General features: G+C 64.5%; 23 protein-coding genes and 2 tRNA genes. 7 read left to right on the top strand and 18 right to left on the bottom strand.

The features are described 5' to 3' along the window. Positions 1–7 precede the first annotated feature (7 nt). Genes NLM32_RS24405 through NLM32_RS24390 form a run of 4 tightly spaced genes read left to right on the top strand, consistent with a single transcriptional unit; the run spans position 8 to position 3,168 of the window. Positions 8–184, top strand: coding sequence for a hypothetical protein (locus NLM32_RS24405; protein WP_188103317.1), 177 nt, complete (start codon positions 8–10; stop codon positions 182–184). After that, complete coding sequence (locus NLM32_RS24400) at positions 181–744, top strand: cytochrome C oxidase subunit II (RefSeq protein ID WP_254131409.1); 564 nt, start codon at positions 181–183, stop codon at positions 742–744. The genes NLM32_RS24405 and NLM32_RS24400 overlap by 4 nt, the downstream gene beginning before the upstream one ends. After that, positions 731–2,353: a b(o/a)3-type cytochrome-c oxidase subunit 1 gene (locus NLM32_RS24395; protein ID WP_254131408.1), complete on the top strand. Its 1,623-nt coding sequence runs from the start codon at positions 731–733 to the stop codon at positions 2,351–2,353. Before NLM32_RS24400 ends, NLM32_RS24395 begins: the two co-directional genes overlap by 14 nt. After that, positions 2,353–3,168: a cytochrome c gene (locus NLM32_RS24390; RefSeq protein WP_254131407.1), complete on the top strand. Its 816-nt coding sequence runs from the start codon at positions 2,353–2,355 to the stop codon at positions 3,166–3,168. Before NLM32_RS24395 ends, NLM32_RS24390 begins: the two co-directional genes overlap by 1 nt. Here NLM32_RS24390 and NLM32_RS24385 read toward each other — a convergent pair whose 3' ends face one another. Both NLM32_RS24385 and lipA read right to left on the bottom strand, forming a co-directional pair. Next, positions 3,169–3,639, bottom strand: coding sequence for a type II toxin-antitoxin system RatA family toxin (locus NLM32_RS24385; RefSeq protein WP_254131406.1), 471 nt, complete (start codon positions 3,637–3,639; stop codon positions 3,169–3,171). It lies immediately after the preceding gene. A gap of 6 nt (positions 3,640–3,645) precedes the next feature. Then, positions 3,646–4,602 carry a lipoyl synthase gene (gene lipA, locus NLM32_RS24380; RefSeq protein WP_254131405.1) on the bottom strand — a complete coding sequence of 319 codons (957 nt, stop codon included), beginning with the start codon at positions 4,600–4,602 and terminating at the stop codon, positions 3,646–3,648. A gap of 130 nt (positions 4,603–4,732) precedes the next feature. Here lipA and NLM32_RS24375 point away from each other — a divergent pair, with 130 nt between their 5' ends. Next, positions 4,733–5,341 carry a DNA-3-methyladenine glycosylase gene (locus NLM32_RS24375; RefSeq protein ID WP_254131404.1) on the top strand — a complete coding sequence of 203 codons (609 nt, stop codon included), beginning with the start codon at positions 4,733–4,735 and terminating at the stop codon, positions 5,339–5,341. Here NLM32_RS24375 and NLM32_RS24370 read toward each other — a convergent pair. The 10 genes from NLM32_RS24370 to NLM32_RS24325 form a co-directional block, all read right to left on the bottom strand. Next, positions 5,338–8,214: a valine--tRNA ligase gene (locus NLM32_RS24370; protein WP_254131403.1), complete on the bottom strand. Its 2,877-nt coding sequence runs from the start codon at positions 8,212–8,214 to the stop codon at positions 5,338–5,340. The genes NLM32_RS24375 and NLM32_RS24370 overlap by 4 nt on opposite strands. 129 nt (positions 8,215–8,343) lie before the next feature. Then, positions 8,344–9,126 (bottom strand): PopZ family protein, encoded by a 783-nt coding sequence (locus tag NLM32_RS24365; RefSeq protein ID WP_254131402.1) that lies wholly within the window; start codon positions 9,124–9,126, stop codon positions 8,344–8,346. A 303-nt stretch (positions 9,127–9,429) separates the two neighbouring features. Next, positions 9,430–10,821: a TolC family outer membrane protein gene (locus NLM32_RS24360; RefSeq protein ID WP_254135405.1), complete on the bottom strand. Its 1,392-nt coding sequence runs from the start codon at positions 10,819–10,821 to the stop codon at positions 9,430–9,432. Positions 10,822–11,026: 205 nt separating this feature from the next. Further along, on the bottom strand, positions 11,027–11,689 hold the full coding sequence (locus tag NLM32_RS24355; protein ID WP_254131401.1) for a protein-L-isoaspartate O-methyltransferase: 663 nt from the start codon (positions 11,687–11,689) through the stop codon (positions 11,027–11,029). A gap of 136 nt (positions 11,690–11,825) precedes the next feature. After that, positions 11,826–12,005, bottom strand: coding sequence for a hypothetical protein (locus tag NLM32_RS24350; protein ID WP_254131400.1), 180 nt, complete (start codon positions 12,003–12,005; stop codon positions 11,826–11,828). Between the two features lie 212 nt (positions 12,006–12,217). Further along, positions 12,218–12,292 (bottom strand) — tRNA-Asn (locus NLM32_RS24345). Positions 12,293–12,426: 134 nt separating this feature from the next. Beyond that, a complete protein-coding gene (locus tag NLM32_RS24340; RefSeq protein ID WP_254131399.1) occupies positions 12,427–12,798 on the bottom strand; it encodes a hypothetical protein in 372 nt (123 codons plus the stop codon). Positions 12,799–13,011: 213 nt separating this feature from the next. Then, positions 13,012–14,721, bottom strand: a complete 1,710-nt coding sequence (locus NLM32_RS24335) for a flotillin family protein (protein WP_254131398.1) — start codon at positions 14,719–14,721, stop codon at positions 13,012–13,014. 11 nt (positions 14,722–14,732) lie between these two features. After that, positions 14,733–15,401: an OB-fold-containig protein gene (locus NLM32_RS24330; RefSeq protein WP_254131397.1), complete on the bottom strand. Its 669-nt coding sequence runs from the start codon at positions 15,399–15,401 to the stop codon at positions 14,733–14,735. A 10-nt stretch (positions 15,402–15,411) separates the two neighbouring features. Further along, a complete protein-coding gene (locus NLM32_RS24325) occupies positions 15,412–16,575 on the bottom strand; it encodes a PspA/IM30 family protein (protein ID WP_254131396.1) in 1,164 nt (387 codons plus the stop codon). A 449-nt stretch (positions 16,576–17,024) separates the two neighbouring features. On the opposite strand from NLM32_RS24325, the gene NLM32_RS24320 reads away from it, so the two are divergent. Continuing rightward, positions 17,025–18,167, top strand: coding sequence for a transporter substrate-binding domain-containing protein (locus tag NLM32_RS24320; RefSeq protein WP_254131395.1), 1,143 nt, complete (start codon positions 17,025–17,027; stop codon positions 18,165–18,167). 237 nt (positions 18,168–18,404) lie between these two features. Here NLM32_RS24320 and NLM32_RS24315 read toward each other — a convergent pair whose 3' ends face one another. Continuing rightward, positions 18,405–18,668, bottom strand: a complete 264-nt coding sequence (locus tag NLM32_RS24315) for a hypothetical protein (RefSeq protein ID WP_254131394.1) — start codon at positions 18,666–18,668, stop codon at positions 18,405–18,407. Positions 18,669–18,938: 270 nt separating this feature from the next. Here NLM32_RS24315 and NLM32_RS24310 point away from each other — a divergent pair, with 270 nt between their 5' ends. After that, entirely contained in the window at positions 18,939–19,133 is a 195-nt protein-coding gene (locus NLM32_RS24310) for a hypothetical protein (RefSeq protein WP_254131393.1), read from the top strand. Between the two features lie 45 nt (positions 19,134–19,178). Here NLM32_RS24310 and NLM32_RS24305 read toward each other — a convergent pair whose 3' ends face one another. The 5 genes from NLM32_RS24305 to NLM32_RS24285 form a co-directional block, all read right to left on the bottom strand. Next, a complete protein-coding gene (locus NLM32_RS24305) occupies positions 19,179–19,325 on the bottom strand; it encodes a hypothetical protein (RefSeq protein WP_254131392.1) in 147 nt (48 codons plus the stop codon). A gap of 190 nt (positions 19,326–19,515) precedes the next feature. Next, positions 19,516–19,589, bottom strand: a tRNA-Cys gene (locus NLM32_RS24300). A gap of 56 nt (positions 19,590–19,645) precedes the next feature. Next, entirely contained in the window at positions 19,646–20,398 is a 753-nt protein-coding gene (locus NLM32_RS24295) for an ABC transporter ATP-binding protein (protein WP_254131391.1), read from the bottom strand. An 8-nt stretch (positions 20,399–20,406) separates the two neighbouring features. After that, complete coding sequence (locus tag NLM32_RS24290; RefSeq protein WP_254131390.1) at positions 20,407–21,123, bottom strand: ABC transporter permease; 717 nt, start codon at positions 21,121–21,123, stop codon at positions 20,407–20,409. A gap of 157 nt (positions 21,124–21,280) precedes the next feature. Next, positions 21,281–22,021, bottom strand: a complete 741-nt coding sequence (locus NLM32_RS24285; RefSeq protein WP_254131389.1) for a tRNA-uridine aminocarboxypropyltransferase — start codon at positions 22,019–22,021, stop codon at positions 21,281–21,283. Positions 22,022–22,028: the final 7 nt, after the last annotated feature.

Genomic DNA, 22,028 nt, shown 5'->3' with positions numbered 1-22,028 from the left:
AGGCGTCATGTTCAACTCCGATCCGCCGACCAGCCCAGCCGCCGCCGACCAGGCCGTCGAGGAAGTGGTCGCGCAAGGCCCGTCAGGCGCAATCGTGCTGGCCGGTATCGCCACGGCCTGCGTGGTCGCGATGTGGCTTGCCTTTTACCTGTTCGTCTTCCTGCCGCGGGGACCGCTGCAATGAGCGCGGAGGACACGCATCGCAGCGTCGAGGTCGCGGCCCGCGTCGAGCGGCGCTGGGCCGCCATTGCCGTGATCATCATCGTGGGCATGGCGCTGCTGGCGGCGTTCGCCGGCATCCATCAGGCGACGATGCCGCAGCCGCGCGTCGAGACCACCGATCCGTCGCGGATTCATCTGTCCGGCGAGTTCGTCGAGAGCAATCTCGGCAGTGTGCTGGAGACCAACGGCAATGTCACCGTGCGCGCGATCGGCCAGCAATATTCCTTCACGCCGGCCTGCATCGTGGTGCCCGTGGATACGCCGATCACGCTGCGCGCCACCAGCGCCGACGTCGTGCACGGCATCCTGATCCAGGGCACCAACGTCAACACCATGCTGGTGCCGGGCTACGTCTCCGAGCAGCTGATGCGCTTTACGAGGACCGGCGACTATCTGATGCCCTGCCAGGAGTTCTGCTCCTTCGGCCATGAGGGCATGTGGGGCAAGGTCAAGGTGATCGACAAGACCGACTTCGCAACCCGCGCGAAGGCCGGCGGGAGGCTGAGCTGTGTTGGTCAATAGGAAGCTCATTCTCGCCCATTTCTGGTTTGCTTTCGCCGTGTTCGGCGTGGCGCTGACGCTCGGCGCCTGGCAGATGTTCATCCGCAGCCCGATCGGCACCTGGCTCTCCAACCCCGAGCTCTATTACCGCTCGCTGACCGCGCATGGCACGGTGATGGGCTATGTGTTCCCGACCCTGGTCGCGATGGGCTTTGGCTATGCCATCAGCGAGTCCGCGCTGGAGCAGCGGCTGGTCGGCGTGCGCTGGGCCTGGGCCGGTTTCTGGCTGATCGTCCTCGGCAGCGTGATGGCGGTGATCCCGATCGCGTTGGGGCGCGCCTCCGTGCTCTACACGTTTTATCCGCCGCTGATCGGCAATCTCTTCTACTATCTCGGCGTCGTGCTGGTCGTCGTCGGCTCATGGATCTGGGTCGCACTGATGTCGATCAACCTGCGCGTCTGGCGCAAGGCCCATCCCGGGGCGACGGTACCGCTCGCGATGTATGCGAACGTCGCGGGCTCATATCTGTGGGCCTGGACCGCCGTCGGCGCCGCGCTTGAATTGCTGCTCCAGATCATCCCCGTCGCGGCGGGGCTGAAGAACACGATCGATGCCGGCCTCGCCCGTATCTTCTTCTCCTGGACGCTGCACGCCATCGTCTATTTCTGGCTGATGCCGACCTACATCGCCTATTACACCATCGTGCCGCGCGCGATCGGGGGCCGGGTCTATTCCGACACCATGGCGCGGATCGCATTCATCCTGTTCCTGGTGGTGGCGATGCCGATCGGCATACACCATACCTTCGCCGATCCGCAGGTCGGCGCCGGCTTCAAGTTCATCCATTCGGCCTTCACGGCGCTGGTGGCGCTGCCCACGCTGCTGACCGTGTTCACGATCTGCGCCTCGGTCGAGATCGCAGCACGCTTGCGCGGCGGCCGCGGCATGTTCGGCTGGATCAGGGCCCTGCCCTGGGACAATCCGATGATGCTGGCGCTGGCGTTCTCGTTCGTCATGCTCGGCTTCGGCGGCGCCGGCGGGCTCATCAACATGAGCTATCAGCTCGATGCATCGATCCACAACACGCAGTGGATCACCGGCCATTTCCACCTGATCTTCGGCGGCGCCATCGTGATCATGTATTTTGCGATCGCCTATGATCTGTGGCCGCATCTGACCGGCCGCGAGCTGATCGACCTCCGCCTGATCCGCACCCAGCTCTGGCTTTGGTTCGTCGGCATGATCGTCACGACCTTCCCGTGGCACTGGGTCGGCATTCTCGGCATGCCGCGCCGCATGGCCTATTTCGACTTCGGCGATCCTGCCATCGCGCCGCAAGCGCTCTCGGTGACCTTCTCGGCGATCGGCGGCTTCATCCTCCTGACCTCCGGCATCATGTTCATCGTGATCCTCGCCCGCGGCATGCGTGCCCCGCAGGCTGACGCGGGCGCCTATCGCTTTGCGGTCGCGGTGCACCAACCGACGACCGTGCCGGTCGCTCTCAACACGCACGCGCTGTGGGTGGCGCTGATGATCGCGCTCACCATCACCAATTACGGCTATCCGATCCTCAACCTCGCGACCACGGCGGGCACCTCTGTGCCGGCCGTCTATGTGGGAGCGCAGTGATGAGCACCCGCGATCTCTTCACCTTCAACAATCCTCATTTCACGCGGGGCGTCGGCATCACCGTCGCGATCCTGATCGTGACCGCGATCGCGGGCTTCATCGTGCTGCCCCTCGCCCAGCCCTGGGTTGAGTTTGCAAACGTCTGGGACGCGATCTGCAGTGCCGCCGGGGTGCCACAGCGCGCGGCGAGCGTCACGGCCCCGGAGCAGGCAAAACGCCTGTCGGAAGTCGTGCTGACCTCGCACACGCTGTCACGCCCCAGCCAGGAGGCGATCGGCCGCGGCGCCACGCTGGCGCAGCGTTGCGCGATCTGTCACGGCCCGACCGGCATCAGCCGCGCGGATTCGCCGAACCTCGCCGGCCAATATGCCGCCGTGATCTACAAGGAGCTGCACGATTTCCGCGCCGGCGCGCGCAGCAATGCCGTGATGTCACCCTTCGCCGTTAATCTGACGGACGATGAAATCGCCGACCTTTCAAACTATTACGCCTATCTGCCGCGGCTTCCGGCCTATCACCCGACGCCGCAATTGCCCAAGCCCAACATCGTCATCTACGGCGCACCGCTGCGGGGCATCGCGCCCTGCGGCGCCTGCCATGGCAGCCTCGACAACAAGACCGGCAGCCCCTGGCTGGAGGGACAATCCGAGGCCTATTTGAAAGCGCAGCTCCAGGCGTTTGCCTCAGGCGAGCGTCGTAACGACATCAGCCAGCAGATGCGCAACATCGCCCGCGCGATGACGCCGCAGGAGATCGAAGCGGCCGCGGCGTATTACGCCTCGCAGCCGCCGGATGTGGTGAAGGCGGTGGATTGATCAGGACGACGCCAGCTTCGGCCGGCCGTAGACCGCATCGGCCCGCTTTTCGAACGCGGTGGAGAAGCGCGCAAACGCGGCATCGAACATCGAGCCCATCAGCATCGCCAGCATGCGGCTCTTGAATTCATAGGCGAGGAAGAAGCCGACGTCGCAGACATCGTCGCCTTTGGGCTCGAACGTCCAGCGGTTTTCGAGATTGCTGAACGGACCTTGCAGATATTCGACCAGGATTTTCAGATTGGCGCGATCGAGCGTCACGCGGCTCGTGAAGGATTCCTTGACCAGCTTGAACGACACCGTCATGTCGGCGACGAGCACTTCGGTGCCGTCGGGTTTTGCCATGCGCTGACGGATCTTCAACGCGCTGCACAGCGGCACGAATTCCGGGTAGCGCTCGACGTCGGCGACCAGATCAAACATCTTGGGCGCGCTGTGATTGACACGGCGCTTGCTCGAAAATTTTGGCATAGCGGTTCAGCGGGCGTGAGCTGCCCGCGCGGCTTTCAGTCTCGCAAAGTCCTCACCGGCATGATGCGACGAACGGGTGAGCGGGCTCGCCGACACCATCAGGAAGCCCTTGGTGTAGGCAACTTTCTCGTAGGACGAGAACTCGTCCGGCGGCACGTAGCGCATCACGGCATGATGCTTGCGGGTCGGCTGGAGATATTGCCCGATGGTCAGGAAGTCGACGTCGGCCGAGCGCAGATCGTCCATCACCTGCTGCACCTCGTGGCGCTCCTCGCCGAGGCCGACCATGATGCCGGACTTGGTGAAGATGGTGGGATCGAGCTCCTTGACCCGCTGCAACAACCGGATCGAGTGGAAGTAGCGCGCGCCCGGTCGCACCGTCAGGTACCGCGACGGCACGGTCTCGAGATTGTGGTTGAAGACGTCGGGCCGCGCGGCCACGACGACCTCCAGCGCGCCTTCCTTGCGCAGGAAGTCCGGCGTCAGGATCTCGATCGTGGTCGAGGGACAGGCCACGCGGATCGCGCGGATCGTCTGGGCAAAATGCTCGGCGCCGCCGTCGGCGAGATCGTCGCGGTCGACCGAGGTGATGACGACGTGGGCGAGGCCCAGCTTGGCGACGGCCTCGGCGACGTTCTGCGGCTCAGCCGCATCGAGCGCGTTGGGCAAGCCGGTCTTGACGTTGCAGAAGGCGCAGGCCCGGGTGCAGGTGTCCCCCATGATCATGAAGGTCGCGTGCTTCTTGTCCCAGCACTCGCCGATATTCGGGCAGCCCGCCTCCTCGCATACCGTGTGCAGGCCGTTGGCGCGCACGATGTTGCGGGTGTCGGCATAGCCGCGGGTATTGGGGGCACGCACGCGAATCCAGTCCGGCTTCGGCGGCGAAGCGGAATCGGGGCGGTTCACCTTTTCGGGGTGGCGCGGGCGCAACGGGTTCGTGATGGTATCGACAATAACGACCATGATCTGTCCGGTCTGTTCAGGTCCTACCTAGTCGGTCTGGTTGCCTGCCGCAACCCGGCTCGCGCCGCTTCAGGGAACATGGCAGATATGGGCAATATCCTGCTCTGTTCTCAGGCGATTCTCACCTCGAATGGCTCCAACCTCGAAGACTTCCACACCGCGGCTTGGCAAGGCGCTGAAGCGTGCCTTTTTCGCGCGCAGCGTCCGTGAGGTCGCCCCCGATCTGATCGGGGCCACCATGCTGGTCGACGGCGTCGGCGGGATCATCGTCGAGGTCGAGGCCTATCATCATACCGAGCCTGCGGCGCACTCCTACAACGGCCCGACGCCTCGGAACCAGATCATGTTCGGCCCGCCCGGCTTTGCCTATGTCTACCGCTCCTACGGCATCCATTGGTGCGTCAACTTCGTCTGCGAGGAGGAAGGCTCGGCCGCCGCCGTGCTGATCCGTGCGCTGGAGCCGACGCATGGCCTCGCCGCAATGCGCCGCCGCCGCCACGCGGTCGATGTGCACGCGCTGTGCTCGGGCCCGGGTAAGCTGACCGAGGCGCTCGGGATCACCATCGCGCACAACACCCTGCCGCTGGACCGTCCGCCGATCGCGCTGCATGCGCGGACAGAGGATGTCGCGGTCGCAACCGGCATCCGGATCGGCATCACCAAGGCCGTCGAGCTGCCCTGGCGCTATGGCGTCAAGGGCTCGAAATTCCTCAGCAAGCCGTTCCCGAAATCGGTTTAGGACGCCTGCTTCAGCCGCTCCAGCGCCTCGAGCAGCTTGGCCTTGCGGGCCAGCGCCGCCTCGCGCTTTTCGCGCTCCTCCTCGACGACCTCTTCGGCCGCGTTGGCGACGAATTTCTCATTCGCCAGCTTCGACTCGGCGCGCTTGATGTCGGCGTCGGCCTTCGCGATCTCCTTGTCGAGACGCGTGCGCTCGGCGGCGAAATCGACCACGCCCTTCAACGGCAGCGCTGCCACCTCGCCACGCACTAGGAGCTGCACGGCACCGTCAGGGGCTCGATCGGCGAAGGAGATGTCCGACAGCCGCGCCATGCGCTTGATGACGTCGGTCCAGCGCGGCGCACGCTCCCTGGTCTCGGCCGAGGCGCCGGCGAGCACAAGCGCCGTCAAGGTCGCTGGCGCAATGTTCATCTCGGCACGCACCGAGCGGATCTGCGTGATGAGGTCGATCACCCAGCCGATCTCGGCTTCCGCCTTGGGATCGCTGAAGTCGGCATGGTCGAAGATCGGCATGACAAAGGCAGGCGAGATCAGCGGATCGGTCGGTCCGGCCGCAGCCGCGAGCATCGCAAGCTGCTCCGGCGTCGGACCGGACGGCTTCAGCGGCCATGGCGCCAGCGCGAGCAGGCCGTCGCGCTTGGCCGTCACCTCCCACAGCTCTTCGGTGATGAAGGGCATGAAGGGATGCAACAGCTTGAGGATCTCGTCGCGCGCCCAGGCGACCATGGCCCGGGTTTCGTCCTTGGCAGGGCTGTCCGGCCCGAGCAGCACGGGCTTGGCGAGCTCGACATACCAGTCACAATAGACATTCCAGACGAAGCGGTAGATCGCGCCGGCGGCATCGTTGAAGCGATAGGCTTCGATCGCCTCGGTCACCTCGCGCGTGGTGTGCGCGCTCTCATGCGCGATCCAGCGGTTCAGCGTCTCCTTGGCCTTCGCCGGCTCGAAACCTTCGGGCACGGCGCAATGGTTCATCTCGGCGAAGCGGGACGCGTTCCAGAGCTTGGTTGCGAAATTGCGATAGCCCTCGACGCGGCTGGTGGCGAGCTTGATGTCGCGGCCCTGTGCCGCCATCGCAGCCAGCGTGAAGCGCAGCGCGTCCGCGCCGTATTCGTCGATCAGGTTGAGCGGATCGATGACGTTGCCCTTCGACTTCGACATCTTGGCGCCCTTCTCGTCACGGACGAGCGCGTGGATGTAGATGGTCGAGAACGGCACCTCCTTCATGAAGTGCAGGCCCATCATCATCATCCGGGCAACCCAGAAGAAGATGATGTCGAAGCCGGTCACCAGCGCGTTGGTCGGATAGTAGCGCTTCACCTCGGGCGCGTCTTCGGGCCAGCCGAGCGTCGAGAACGGCCACAGCGCCGAGGAGAACCAGGTGTCGAGCACGTCCTCGTCCCGGGTGATGAAGCCTTCACGCTTGTTGCGGTCGAGCGCCATCTCGCGGCCCTGCTCGGCCGTGATGACTTCCTGCTCGACATAATAGCCAAGCGCGTGGCTGATCGCCTCCTCCTCGGTCTCGGCGACGAACACCTTGCCGTCGGGACCGTACCAGGCCGGGATCTGATGGCCCCACCAGAGCTGGCGCGAGATGCACCAGGGCTGGATGTTCTCCATCCACTCGAAATAGGTCTTTTCCCAGTTCTTCGGGACGAACGAGGTCTCGCCCGAACGCACCGCCGCGATCGCGGGCTTCGCGAGCGTCTTGGCGTCGACGTACCACTGATCGGTCAGGTACGGTTCGATCACGCTGTTGGAGCGGTCGCCATGCGGCACCATGTGGGTGTGCGGCTCGATGCGCTCGACGAAGCCGAAGCTCTCCAGCCGCTCGACGATGCGCTTGCGCGCAGCAAAGCGGTCGACCTTGTTGAACTCCTCGGCGAACTGCGAGGCGCCTTCCGGCAGGCCCTTCAGATAGTCCTCGTTGTCGACGAGATCGAGGCAGCCTTCCTTGTCGAGCACGCTGATGCGGCGCAGGCCGTGGCGATTGCCGACCTCGAAATCGTTGAAGTCGTGCGCCGGCGTCACCTTCACCGCGCCCGAGCCCTTTTCCGGATCGGAATAGTCGTCGGCGACGATCTTGATCTTGCGGCCGACCAGCGGCAGGACGACGTTCTTGCCGACCAGCTTCTGGTAGCGCTCATCCTCCGGATGCACGGCGACGCCGGTATCGCCGAGCATGGTCTCGGGCCGCGTCGTTGCGACCACGATGAAGGTCGTGGGATCCTCGGGATTGAACGTCTTGCCTTCGATCGGATAGCGCAGATACCAGAGGTGGCCCTTCACCTCGGTCTGCTGCACTTCGAGATCGGAGATCGCGGTCAAGAGCTTGGTGTCCCAGTTCACCAGCCGCTTGTCCTTGTAGATCAGGCCGTCGCGGTGCAACTCGACGAACACCTTGATGACGGCCTTGGACAGGCCCTCGTCCATGGTGAAGCGCTCGCGCGACCAGTCGCAGGACGCACCGAGGCGCTTGAGCTGGTTGATGATGGTGTCGCCGCTCTCGGCCTTCCACTGCCAGACCCGCTCGAGAAACTTCTCGCGGCCCATCTCGCGTCGGCCGGGCTGCTGGCGCTCCATCAGTTGCCGCTCGACCACCATCTGGGTGGCGATACCGGCATGGTCGGTCCCGGGCTGCCACAGCACGTCGCGACCCCGCATGCGCTCAAAGCGGCACAGGATGTCCTGGAGCGTGTTGTTGAGGGCGTGGCCCATGTGCAGCGAGCCCGTCACGTTCGGCGGCGGGATCACGATGGTAAAGGGCACGGCGTCGCGGCGGTCGGGACGACCGGCCTTGAACGCGAGGCTGTCCTCCCACACGACGGACATGCGGGCTTCGATATCGGCGGGCTGGTAGTTTTTCTCGATCATGGGGCGCTAGAAAGCCGTGGGCGGGGTTCAAGTCAACGGAAAGCTCAGCGGCAAAAGGGCTTTCCGGCCCGACCGGCAGGTCGACTATGACGCAGGAGCAGGGCTTTATCGGGGCCGGGCGGCCCCCGTTTAACGGCCGCCGCGGGAGACCCGCTCGATTTCGGCCTTCACGATGCGTTCGACAAGGCCCGGCAGGTTGTCGTCGAGCCAGGATTTCAGCATCGGCCGCAGCATCTCCTTGACCAGATCCTCCAGCGTCCGCGCATTGCTGCTGAGCACCGTGTGGGCCAGTGAGTTGAAAGCGGATTCGACTGCCGAGACGGTCGACTGGGCGAGAATCGGCTGCTGCGGCGGCAGCGGCGGCGCGTCGAAATCCACCGGCGCATAGGACGGCGCGGGTGTCGAACGAGGCGGCGGCGCTTCGGCGAATTCGAGATCGTCGCGCGGCTCGACCCTGCGGAAGTTCGGCGGCGGCGGCGCCGGTGTCGGCTCCGGATCCATCGCCATCTCGTCGGTCAATTCGAGCACGTCGGGTTCGGGCTCGGGTTCAGGTTCCGGAGCACGAATCTCGGGCGCAGCCGTGGCCGTATCGAGCCCTGCCAGCAGCGCGTCGATGTCGTCCTGGCTATTGGGGCCAGCATCCGCTGCGGGCGCGGGAGGCGGTGGCGGCGCCGGAGCAGGCTTCGCAGCCGGAGGTGGTACGGGCTTCTCGGCAGCCGGTTTTGCAGGCGCGACCTTGGACGGCGGAATGTCGGCCATCGCCTGCGGCTTCGGTGCGGGAGCGGCGGGCGCCGGCGCGGGCTTGGCAGCCTCTGCTGGCGGCGGCTTCGCCTCATCGTCGGCAATGATGCGCCGGATCGAGGCCAGAATCTCCTCCATGGAGGGTTCTGTGACCTTTGCAGGCTGCGTCATCTCCGACTCCACATCATCAACGCCCTCGCATGCGTTGTTTTACACCAAGCACGACAGGATTGGCCGGTTCCGGATGTGTGCCCCGACATTTTCGTCGCGACAGCCAGACTTGTCCCCAGATCACGGCTCAACGTGAGGCGGCGCGCCCCTGCCCCGTCACTCAAGCATTACGCATGCAACATTGGATGCGGGACGAATCGACCCGCAGCTTCTTGGCAAGGCTATGTCAGGGCTTTTGATGATTGCAAGCAAAGCACCGGTCGGACTCGTCTGTTTGCGAGGCCGACCGGAGGACTACGGGACTTAGCGTCCGTCAGGCGTGCGCACGCCGACCCAGCTGTCGCGGACTTGCTGGTAATGCACGCTCGGATCGTAGACGGTGGTGCTGAGGCCAAGCACCTGCGGTGCAAGGCGGCCGACCGCGCTGAGCACGGAGTAGGACGCGACCACGCGGTCGTGCTGCGCGGTGACGAGCGCGACGCGCGCGTTCACCAAAGCCTGCTGGGCGTTGAGGACGTCGAGCGTGGTGCGCTGACCGGCCTTGGCCTCTTCGCGCACGCCGTTCAGCGCAATCTCGGACGCCGTGACCTGAGCCTGCGCCGATTGCACCTGCGCCTTGCCGGCTTCGAGCTGGCCCCAGGCCTGCACGACGTTGGCGCGGGTCTGGTCGCGCGTCGTTTCGAGGTTCAGGCGCTGCTGCGCCAGGTTCTCTTTCGATTGGCGGATCAGCGAGTATTCTGCGCCGCCTTGAAAGATCGGGATGGAAGCCGTCGCGATAGCGGACGCCGTATTCGTTCGGAAAACCTGCAGGGTCTGCTGATAGCCCGTACTGACACCAGCCTGAACCGTGACTGTCGGCAGCAGCGCGCCTTCACTGATCTTGACCTGAAGAAAGTTGACGTCGATGCCGTACATCGCGGCCGTAACGCTGGGGTTTTCCACCAGGCTCAGGCTGACGGCGGTGGCGATCGTCCCGGGCAGGAAACGATCGACCGGCGAGCCGGGGGCAAGATTCGTCGGCTCGTTGCCGATGATCCGGCGGAAGTTCGCGCGCGTCGTCGTCAGATTCGATTCGGCAGTGAGCGCTTGGGTCTTGCCGGCAGCCAGCTGGGCCTCGGATTGCGCCACGTCCGTGCGCGTGACCTCGCCGACATTGAAGCGGTCGCGCGTTTGCTTGAGGGTCTGTTCGAGCACGCGCACGTTGCTGCGCTGGACTTCGAGGGTGGCCGCGTCCCGCAGGTAGTCCATGTAGCTCGTGGCAGCCTGCAGCAGGACCGTCTGCTCTAGCACGCGCAACGCTTCGCGCGCGCCTGACACCTGGCTTTCCGCAGCGCGCGTCTTGTTGGCGGTCTGATTGCCGTTATAGAGCGTCTGGTTGACGGTCAGGGCGGCGCTGTTGGACTGAAGTGGGTCGGGGTTATGGATCGACAGACCCTTCTGTACCGCCTGGATATCCTGATACTGATACCCGGTGCCGAGAGTCACATTGACCTTGGGGCGATAGCCCGACAGCGCCTGCGGCACGTTCTCGTCGGTTGAGCGCACCTGGGCGCGCTGTGCGTTGAGCTGCGGATTGTTCTGATAGGCGCGAACCAGCGCGGCCTCGATCGTATCCGCCAATGCAGGCGCCGGCCCGGCAATCGCCGCCAGGAGAACCGAAACCGCTGCTCCGGTGAAGAACTTCACCCCATGCATCCTTGAAAATCCGTTCATTCTCACGTCAGGCTCGTGCCCGCGAGCCTGGTTACCGTATCCAAGTGGAGTCGTTGCCCCGTAGCAACATAGGACGCGGCCGCGCGCAACGGAACTACCTGAGGGGAGTTCTCAGCGGAAACTCTTCACGTGCAGCATCCCGGCCACACTTCTGATTCAGAACGGGATTTTAACGGGGTTTCGGCGGTCAGAAGACGAAGGCGGCGGCCCGTTCCAGGCCCGGAAGCACCGGGGCGGCGGCGTCGAACAGCGGCCGATGGCCGAATTCGCCGTGGGTACGGGTCACGATCATGGCCCGCGACGGCCGGGATTCGGCCGAGACGCCCACCAGGCGCCCCCCTTCCCGGAGCTGGCCGAACAGCCCGTCCGGCGTCACTTCGGTCGCGCCGTTGAGGATGATCACGTCATAGGGTGCGGTAGCCGGGTCGCCCTCGGCGCTGGCGGCGGCCTTGCAGGTGACATTGCTGAGCCCGATTGCGGCGAAAGCGTCCTTGGCCTTCGCGGCCAAAGCCGAATCGCTCTCCGTGGCCGTGACCTGGTGCGCAAGCTTCGCGGCAAGCGCGGCGAGGTAGCCGGTGGCGCAGCCAACGACCAGCACGTTGTCGCCTTCGCCGATCTCGGCCGCCTGGAGCAGCTTGCCGATCAGCTGCGGCTTGATCAGGAAGCGCTTGGCGCCGCCCTCGCTCACATCGAGATCGAGGTCGAGATAGGCCAGCGCCTGCCGGCTCGCCGGCACGAAGGCCTCGCGGGGAACCGTGAGCATGGCGTCGAGAATGCGGCGATCGGTGACGTCATTGGTGCGCACCTGGCCATCGACCATTTTTTGGCGCGCGGTCGAGAAACCGGACATTTGCGGACCCTGCAAGGCGGACGATGCCGCGGACGAAAGTTGGCGGCATATTTGGAGCAGGCTCCGCGAAAACGCAACACGTCCGTTGGCCGGTGAAGCAACGGCGATGCAACGCAGGTATCGGAGGCGAGATGCCCTATTCGATCGCCACGGCGAGTCGGCCGATCAGGGCCGCGACTTCGTCCAGCCGCGCCGAATCGGGGGTCTCGACCGCACGGGCGAGACAGGCCAGGCACTCATCGTCGCTCAATTCGGGAATGTCGGCCGGCAGAATCGAGGGGGCCAGGCGGGCGCGGTCGATCTGGATGTCGGGCATGGGAATCAGCTCCGTAAGAGTCCGGCCCGATCACGCTCGATTTGAATTAAGTCGATTTGGCGCCGTCGGCGTGGCTGCGGTGCCGCCGCCATACACATCCACTTGATCGCGATTCTGCGGGGCCCGGACGGAACGCCACTAAGAAATTGAGCGAGCAGCATCGTGCGTCGCATCAGCGAGCGTCGGCAAGCAATTGAAAATGAAGCGGAATTTGGCTCCCCGGGCTGGATTCGAACCAGCGACCATCCGATTAACAGTCGGATGCTCTACCGCTGAGCTACCGAGGAAAAGGCGAACCAGTCGTTCGCGCGCGGCTGCGTATAACAAAGCCGCTTGCGCTTGCAAAGGACGAATTCGCCATCCCTCGCAAAGCATCGAGGAAGGGCCTCTCCGGCCCCTCCTCGGGCCATCCGGGCCGATATTACTCGGCGATGAAGGACGTGGTCTTGGTGCCAGGGTCGTAGCGCAGCCGAAGCGCGGTCATCTTGCAGAGGTTGACGTTCTTCCAGAGCACCGACTCGTCATAGTTCTGCCAGTCGACGCGGATGTTCCAAACGCAGCCCTCATCGTCCTCCTCGAACTCGACATAGGTCGAGGCCTGGTTCTGCAAAACCTTGTCCAGCTCGTTGTCCCATTCGTCCAAGCCATCGTCCGGCGCGTTGAAGCCGAGGAATTTGATGGCATAGCCGGTCTCGTTGACGACGGTGACGTTGCGAGCGTCGGCGGCGAACGACGACGGAGTAGTTACGATCGCAAGTCCGATCGCGACCAGTCCAGACAGAAAAAACTTCATGTGAAATTCTCCGGATCGAAACAGGCTCCAGCGCCTGACGTCGATCGGCGCAGGCGCCGCGGCAACCGATGGCGTTGCCTGGGAGGGTTCGTCCGGAGCGAGATCGAGAGGTTCGATACGCCCTCAATCCACGCTCCGGCTCGTTGCACGACGCGAGACGCGCAACGAGCCAGTTCTTATCGATTCGAATTCTCAGCAGCAATGAACCGGCATTCATAGATCGGCGGTGTTTGCTTTCTCCGGCACGGACACGGTCGCAGGCGCGACCGCAGCACCATTGGCCTTGCCGGTCACGGCGCCGACCAGCGCCTTCACCGGATCATCGCCCGGTGCAAAACCGCTCTGGCGCAGGATCTCGTCGATCATCGGACGCAGCGCGTGAACCTTGAGAAGCTCGCCGGCGAGCCCCTCACCGAAGCCGACGCCGCCGCCCGCAGCGCCATTACCATTGCCGCCAAAAGCGCCGCCGGTGTGCAGGATGCGGACGTCCTTGAGGTTGGCGATCGGTCTGACCATCTCGGCCAGCGCCGACGGCATCGTCTCGATCCGCTTCTTGGCGATCTCGAAATCGATGACGTTGGCGCCGAGCTTGTTCTGCGCCTCGTTCTTCATGGTGATGACGGCAGCCTCGGCCTCACCGATATTGCGGACGCCGACCGCCTTGATCTTGTTGGACTCGGCTTCGGCCGTGGCCAGCGTCTTGACGGCCTCGGCGCGGTCGAGCGATGCCTTCTTCTCGGCTTCGGCGGCGACGATCAGCTCGGTCGATTTGCGCTCGGCTTCCGTGCGCGCGGCGAGCACCTGGGTCAGGCGGGCGCGATCGGCGACCTCGACCGCGCGTGCGGTAACGACCTTTTCCTCCGCGGAGACGGCCAGCGCTTCCGCAGTCTTGGCTTCGGCCACGGCCTCCGAGGTCTGCTTGCTCTTGGACGCGATCTGGATCTCGTTCTCCTGGGTGGCGATCTGGATCTCGCGCTGGGCGTCGGTCTTGCGCTTGTTGATGGCGAGGTCCGACTCGATGACCGCGGTTTCCTTGACCTGCTTGGCTCCCGCCTCCTTTTCCGCGACGGCCCGATCGGTGTCGATGCGGGCATTCTCCTCGGTCAGGCGTGCGGTCTGCGTGGCGGTCGCGACTTCTGCGCGGGTGCTCGCGGTCTTGTTGGCGATGTCGCGCTCCTGCGACAGCTCGGCCTCCTTCTTGGTCCGCTCGATGGTCAGGGTCTGCTGCCGTGCCTCGAGGTCTTTCTGGGCGATCGCCACCTCGTTGTCGCGCACGATGGCGTTACGGTCGCGCCGTCGGGTTTCGGTAATGGTCTTCAGTTGGGTCAAACCTTCGGCGTCGAAGAAGTTTTCCGGGTTGAAGAACTTGACGTCGGTCTGGTCCAGCTTGGTCAGGGACACCGACTCCAGTTCGAGGCCGTTCGACTTGACGTCGGACTCCACGGTCGATTGTACGTGCTTGACGAAGTCCGAACGCTTTTCCTGGAGCTCCAGAATGGTCATGGTCGCGGCGACCGAGCGCAGGCCGTCGACGAATTTGGCCTCGACCTGGTTGCGCAGCGCTTCGGCATCGTTGGTCAGCGCCCCCAGCGTCTGGCTCGCCAGCGCGATGCTCTCCTCGTCGGGCCGGACGCGGACGTAGAACTCAGCGACGATGTCGACGCGCAAACGGTCCTTGGTGATGAGCGATTCCCGCTCCTTGCGCTCGACGGTCAGCCGCAGCGTCTTCAGGTTGATGCTGCCATAGGAGTGAAAGATCGGCAGGATCATGGCGCCGCCGTCGAGCACGACCTTCTTGCCGCCGAGGCCGGTGCGCACGAACGCCTCGTCGCGCGTGGCGCGTTTATAGAGGATGGTGAAGATGATCCCGAGGACAACGATCAGCGCGACGCCGATCATGGCCGGGACTGCGATGTCGAACATGACTTTCTCCGCTAATGGACTTGCTGGCTTAGAGTGGGTTTGGTCGGTTTGAGTTCATCGTCGGCCTTCACCGCGACGAAACGGGTGTCGACGCGATCAACCAGGAGGACGAGGGTCCCCTGCGGCAATGGCGCCGAGTCGGGTGCGGCGACCGCCAGTACAAAATGCCTGTTGCCGTGCACGTCGGCGACGCTGACGCGGCCGGGCGGTCCCTGGTCGAGGGGACCAACCACGACCTCACCGACGCGGCCGACGAGATCGCCGAGGCCGACGACATAGCTCTCGTCCTTGGGAATGATCCGGGCGATGCCGCGGCTCGCCCCCCGCACCAGCGGGACCGAGACGACGACCGCCGCGAGTGAAGCGATCGAGGCCGGCAAGGGACCGGCCACCATCCGCGCGACATCCTGGATCAGGAAGCCGGTGATGGAGAAGGCGCCGAGCGCCAGCAGCAGGAAGATCAGCAGCGGCACGCCGCCGACATTGATCCAGGAGATGGCGTTGATCACGCCGTTGTCGCTGGGATGGCTGAAATCGACGCTGGTGCCGAGCATCTCGCTGAGCGAGGCTCCAACCAGCATCGTGACCACTTCGAGCGTGCCGACGATGAGGATCATGGCCGCGGCGATCGCGAACGGCCTGACCTCGGGCGACATGACGTGTTCGAGCAATGCGCTCATGACACGAACCTCAGGAGCGCGACTTCAACCGCGCGAGCCTCGCCGCAATCTCCTTGTTGCGATGCAACGCGCTGAGCTCGTCGATGTCGCTGGAATAAGGAATGCCCGGCGGCACGCCGGTGACGCGGGCCACTGCCCTGCCCGCGCGCAGCGCCTTGCCCGCCGCGGACGTGCCGCCACGTTTGCGGGGCGAGGTCGAGGCCTGGTGGCTGGCCACCGCCTCGCTCTTCTCCAAATCGACGCGCCGCTGCTCGGCATCCTGGAGCGCCGAGAGCACCGCACGCAGCGACGTCACGCATTGCTCGATCTTCTCGTTGTTCTCGTCGATGGCGCGCGAGAGCACCTCGAATTGCGCTTCCAGGTCCATCTGCCGCGCGATGCCGGCGCGGGCAAGATCGTCGCGGCCATCTGCGATCGCACCCTCGATCTTGGCGGCGAGATCGGTCATCTCGCGTTCGATCTCGGTGCGGCGCGCATTGAGGCGATATTCCTCGGCGCGCGCGGCCGCGAGCGCATCGCGCGCCTCGCTTTCGGCACGCTCGATCTCGCGGATGGCCTGGCCGACCACTTTCAGCTTGTTGTTGCCTTCCGCCTGCTCGATCGCGTCATAGGCGATGCCGGCGATCAGACGTCCGACCCGGGACAGGAAATTTTCGGGAGCGGCAGCGATGGTATCCATAGCGTTCTCCTCCTCTGGCAGACTGTTCGGCGTGACGCCGTAGTGAACCTCGAAACCGTCGTCGGTGCGGATCAGGTGCGCGGGCACGCTCTGGCCCCAACCCTCCGCGTAGCCGGCGTAGTCGAAGGGCACGCTGAAGCGTCCCTGTACGGTCGATATCGAAATCGTGGCCGGGCCTTTGATCTTGGCGAGCTTGTCGTCGAGCGGCAGGCGGCGGCCTTGTGCCGCGCGATAGTCGGCGCGGTCGCGCAGGCCCAGCGTCACCAGCCGCGACGGCAGCGAGGTCTCCTTGCGGATCGGCTCATAGGCATGGGCATGCAGCAGCACGACGTTGGAGCCCACATTATGGGTCCGCGCGACCTCGTCGAGGATCTCCATCATGCGGTCATAAGCCCCAAACGTCGCCTCCATCGCGGCCTTGGCGGCCGGGTCAGGGGCTAGCCTGTAACGCAGCGCCGATGGCGCATGTCGGGGCGACGGGCTCATGGAAAGCACTAAAGCACCATTTTGGTGCTTTACAAGGGGGAAGCTCAATCACGTTCCACTGATCCTGATGCACTCGGAGGGTTAGTCGCTGTCGCCCGGGGCTGCGTTCAAGACGCGCCATCACCTCTAAATCACCGCGGATCAAGACTTCTTGCACGCGCGGGTTGCAATTTTACGGAAAGTCCGTGCGGACCCGGAACAGGATGCGGTGTGGGCGCGACCGTCTCCCAACCGTCACGCCCTCTCTGACCGGGGGTGAGGTGGAGGAGGAATGCGTCAAATCAGAATTTCCGTAAAGGCGAATATGTTGCCGGGCGTGGATTGACGGGGGCGCGGTGTGCTTTGCCCGACGGCCAACACGAGGGATGGTGTTTTGTACGGGACTGGGCCATCAATCCGGAACGGGACTGTCCTCAAGCGTCCGCCGACAGCGCGGTTCGAGACCGGGAAACCCATCGATGCCTCGTCCGCAACCGGCGACCAGTTCTCGCGCTCGAAGCGATCGGCTGCCCTGGTCGGTTGTAGCCAATGTCGTGCGCGGGCTGGTATTGGCCCTGCTCGTCTGCATGACCTGGTCGGCGGCTCAGGCCGAGAGCGCCAAGCTCCGGGTGGCAACCCGCATCGTGCCGCCCATGGTCGTCGAGAAGAACGGCACGCTGACCGGCTTCAGTATCGAGCTCTGGAACAGCATTGGCAAACAACTGAACCGCGAGACCGAATACGTCGTGTTGCCCGATGTGCGCGAATTGCTCGACGCCGTGGGACATGGACAGGCCGATCTCGCCATCGCAGCCATCTCGATCACGTCGGAGCGGGAAGACAGATTCGATTTCTCTCAGCCGATCATGAACTCGGGCCTGCAAATTCTCGTTCGCGGCACGGCCGTCAATGTCGAGGCCAATCCGCTGCGCGAGCTGGCGCAACTGTTCTTCTCGCGCACCCTGCTGGTCTGGCTCGGCATCGCGCTTCTCCTGATCCTCGTGCCGGCGCACCTGATGTTCCTGGTCGAGCGCACGCATCACAGCGGGATCATTCCAACCAAGAACTATTTCCCGGGAATCTTCCATGCGATGTTCTGGGCGGCAGGCACGCTGGCCACCCAGGCGGATCAAATGCCACGGCACTGGATGGCGCGGATCGTCGCCGTGCTGTGGATGTTCACGGGCGTCGTGTTCGTTGCCTTCTACACGGCGCAGCTGACGGCTTCACTGACCGTGCAACAGATCAAGGGACCGATTAACGGCCCGCAGGATCTCGTCGGCAAGACCGTCGGCACGACGCGAGGAAGCACCGCGACCGCCTATCTGAACGAGGTCAAGGCTCAGATGGTCGAGTTTGAGAAAGTCGACGACCTCTACAATGCCCTGTTGAACCACGAGATCGACGCGGTCGTGTTCGATTCACCCGCGCTGCTCTACTACACGACCCACGATGGCCGGGGATCGGCGCGGACCGTCGGCGAGGTGTTCCACAAGGAAGATTACGGCATCGTCTTTCCGACAGGCAGCCCGTTGCGCAAGCAGGTCAACGAAGCCCTGTTGGGGCTACGCGAGAGCGACAGGTACCAGAGGATCTATGAGGAATGGTTCGGCAAGCGCTAGATCGGCCTGCCGAAACGAGATGCAGTCGTGCGGGCCACGAGGCTCCGACAAATCAGATGATTTTGCTGCCAGACAAAACTGCTTCATAAATCTGACAGATATGATTCGACGACCTTTCGGAATTGCGCCGGATATCCGCCGTTCAACAGCTTCTCCGCAGCATATCAACAGGCCGGGCCTGACGGATTTGCGCTGACCGCGCAAAGTACTTGCTGCGCACAAATCCACAGGGGTCCGTCAGCCACCTGCCTGGTCGAACACGGTGCGGCAAGCCTCGCTCAAGCTTGAGCGGTTACGGCGCAGGCAGGCCGTGATGGCGCGGACGTTCGGGATTTCACCGGCGCAGAGCCGGTAGACGTCGGGGGTGCAGGCCCGGCGCTGCTCCGGCGTGCCCTGCTGCGCACTCGCGGCGGTGGCGAACAGCGTCAGGAACAGCCCGACCGTCGAGGCGCGACGCGCCCGGCTGGTCACACCCGCAAACCGTAAGAACCTCGCCTTCATGACCAGTCTCCTGTCTGCCCTGCTCGCCCGGCCTGCGTTGGCCGGCGTGGGGGTATGGGTAGGAGGAATAAATCGCGCCGGATGTGATCTCTTTCACACTGGCCGCTGCCTGGAGACGCCTAAAGTTCCATCCGGGGATCTCTGGGGATTTTTCAGGAATCGCTAACCAAACGGATCTCGATCGGCCGATCGTTAAAATGCGAACGATCGGGTCAATCGGGAAACAAACCGGCTTTGCGACAGTGCGCCATCCGCGTTCCGGAGGGTGTGATGAGCGAAGCCGAATTCAACTTGATGCTGGAAGCCGTCCGCGACGCCATGATCAATGAAGATTTCGCGCCCGCGCCGGAGGAGGAATTCGTGCCCCGCTCGTGGAGCTTTTTCGCGACGCCCAAGGCCGCGAATGACAATGAGGGTGCCTGGCCCCTCGTGCCCTTTCCGGACGGCTGGTACGCCGCCTGCTAAGACCTTCCGGCCCGACCTGATTGCGGGCCTCGGGGCCTGCTGCGATCAATTCTTGACGCCATCCTCGTCGTCCCGCTGCGCCCGGTCGGGTTCAGCCGGCGGGAAGATGCTGTCATAGATCGCGCGCGCCTCGGCAATGAGGCGAGCCCGCTCCAACTCGGATTTCGGGATAAATCGGACGATCTCGCCCACGTGCTCTCCAGCGCTCGATTGTCGGGACTGCATCCCTTCGCAGATGCGAAGGTTGTGCCATCCGGCCTGAATCGAGGGTTTCCAGCAAGCCCCGGGCAAACCCGGTGGGCATGGCTCGGCCGGCTCCGCCCGCACGATCGGCGGAACTCGGACAAACCACAATTTGCGCTGAAATATCAGAAGCTTGTGATGGAGGCCACGACCAGAATTGAACTGGTGTACACGGTTTTGCAGACCGTTGCGTAACCACTCCGCCACGTGGCCCCGTAAGGGCGGAGCAATATAGGGGATCAACGGCTTAGGCAACCCCGACCGGCCAGTTACACCTTGGCGGCCCCGAGGTATCTGGCAAGAATCTCCTCAGTCGTGCCCGCCGCGGTGATCCGCCCCTCCTCCAGCAGGATCGCGCGATTGCAGGTGCTCTTGATCAGGTCGACGTCGTGCGAGGCCAGCACCAGGATGCCGGCGCGGGCCACGATCTCGTCGAGGCGCTGCCGCGCCTTTTTCCGGAATTGCTGGTCGCCGACGCCGATCCATTCGTCGAGCAGCACGATCTCGCCCTCGACGGCGGTGGCGACCGCAAAAATCAGGCGCAGCATCATGCCGCTGGAATAGGTCCGCAGCGGCAGGTCGAGCCGGTCGCCGAGCTCGGTGAATTCAGCGATCTCCGCGCGCCGCGCATCGATCTCGGTCCGCCGGGCACCGATCACCAGGCCGCGGCGCATGATGTTCTCGTAGCCGGTCGCCTCTTCGTCGAAGCCGGCCGACAGGTCGAACAGCGATAGGCAGCGGCCGAGCACGTCGATGCTGCCTGAGGTCGGATGGTAGATGCCGGCAAGGACCCGCAGCAGCGTGGTCTTGCCGGCGCCGTTGGCGCCGACGATTGCGACGCGGTCCCCGGCACGGATGTCGAGGTCGATGCCATCCAGCGCAGTGACGATGTGCGGACGGGCCGCCTCGCGGCGCAAGGTCACGGCGCGAACGAAGCGGCTGCGCAGCGAACGGTCGCGGAACGACAGCACCGGAAACGTGACCGAGACGTTGCGCAGCACGATATGGGCCGTGGTGCTCATCCCGCCCCTCACAGCCAATATGCCACGCGGTGGCGGAATTTTGCGTAGCACCCCAGCCCGACGGCGGCGACGGCGATTGCGTAAGCCAGGCCGAGCAGCCATTGCTCCGCATCCATCGGCTGCGACAACAGCGGCCTGCGCACGAGATCGAGCAGCGTCGCGAACGGATTGACTCGCGTCAGCCAATGGAACGCGGTGCCGCGCACGCTGTCCTCGGTCCAGATCACGGGCGTGAGGAAGAAGATGAATTGCAGGCCGCTCACGATCGCGGATCCGATGTCGCGAAAGCGCGCGCAGAGCATGCCAAGCGCGACCGAGCCGCCGAGCAGCACGATGAGCAGGATCGCAAAGCCCGGCACGACGAGCAGCATGCTCGCGTGCAGCGGCCAGGGCATCACGACGTAGAGCAGGACGACGATGAGGAGATGATGGGCGAAGATCAGCACGTTGCGCGCGATCATCTGCAGCACGTGCACGATCAGCGGTGCCGGCACCGCCTTGATCAGATGGCCGGAGGCCACGAAGATGTTGGAACCTTCCTGCAGCGTCGTGGCGATCAGCGTCCAGACGATCAGGCCAACCGCGAAGGACGGCAGGAAGGCGGTGATATCCTGCTTGAACAGCGCGGCGTAGACCGTGCCGACACTGACGATCGTCGCTGCAAGCGTCAGCGTGATCCAGAGCGGCCCGATCACGGTACGCCGGTAGCGCAGCGAAATGTCCATCAGGGCGAGCGTGCCCCAGCGATCGAACTGCGCTGCCTGGGCCAGGATCTCCTTCGCTGCGCTCTGAATTCGGCTGCCCCTTCTGCTCCGGCTCGGACGGTCTGTATCTGCCCGCTCCTGACAGGGCAATCAACCGTACGGACGAGATCGGCTCACATCAGGACCGTTTGCCGCGCCGGAAATCGCGTCGCCGGCCTTTTGGCGCCGGCTTTGGCGCCAGTTCCGGCATCTCGGCCTGAACTTCGCGGTAGCGCGTCAACAGCCGTTCAAAACTGGCGTTCAGCGTCTCGGCGATGTCGGGACGCCGCTCGAGGCCCGCCAGCAGCGTTGCGGCTGCCTCGATGGTCGACAGTCCGTCCTTGCGCGGCTCCTTGCGCAACCGCCCGTAGCGCGACGGGTGCGCCGGGTTGAGGATCACGCGCTGGCATTTCAGCATCCAGGGATTGCGCCACCACAGCGCCTTGGCCTGGCTCCAGGTGCCGTCGAGCAGCACCACGCCTTCGAGCTTGCCGAGAATGGCGCGCTGGTTGTCCGCGACCTCGCCCTTGCGGTTGAGCGCGACGATCTCGCTCGCCACGTCGAGGTCGGCTGCGCGGGCCGAGCCGAGATAGAGCACGGCCCAGTGCGAGGCGTTTTCAATGGGGTGCCCGAGCGCCTTGGACAGGCTCGGCCAGGACAGGCCGACGCGGACCGTCGCATCGGCAAAATGCCGGGCCAGCAGCCGCGCCGTGCCAAGCGCCCTGTCCTGCTCCTGCGGATGCTGGAGGATCAGGAGCTCGAGGCCATTCTCGATCGGCGTGACACTGTCGCAGATGCAGAGCGGCATCGGCTTCTGGCAGTGCGGGCATTCGGGAATCGGCTCCGGCGCTGCGGCCGTGGTTTCAGCTGGGTTCGACATGCCGCCG

The sequence above is a fragment of the Bradyrhizobium sp. CCGUVB14 genome, from assembly GCF_024199935.1.
In the GTDB taxonomy this organism is placed as follows: domain Bacteria; phylum Pseudomonadota; class Alphaproteobacteria; order Rhizobiales; family Xanthobacteraceae; genus Bradyrhizobium.
Note: the sequence above shows the minus strand (reverse complement) of the source record. Positions and strands in the feature narration are given on the sequence as shown.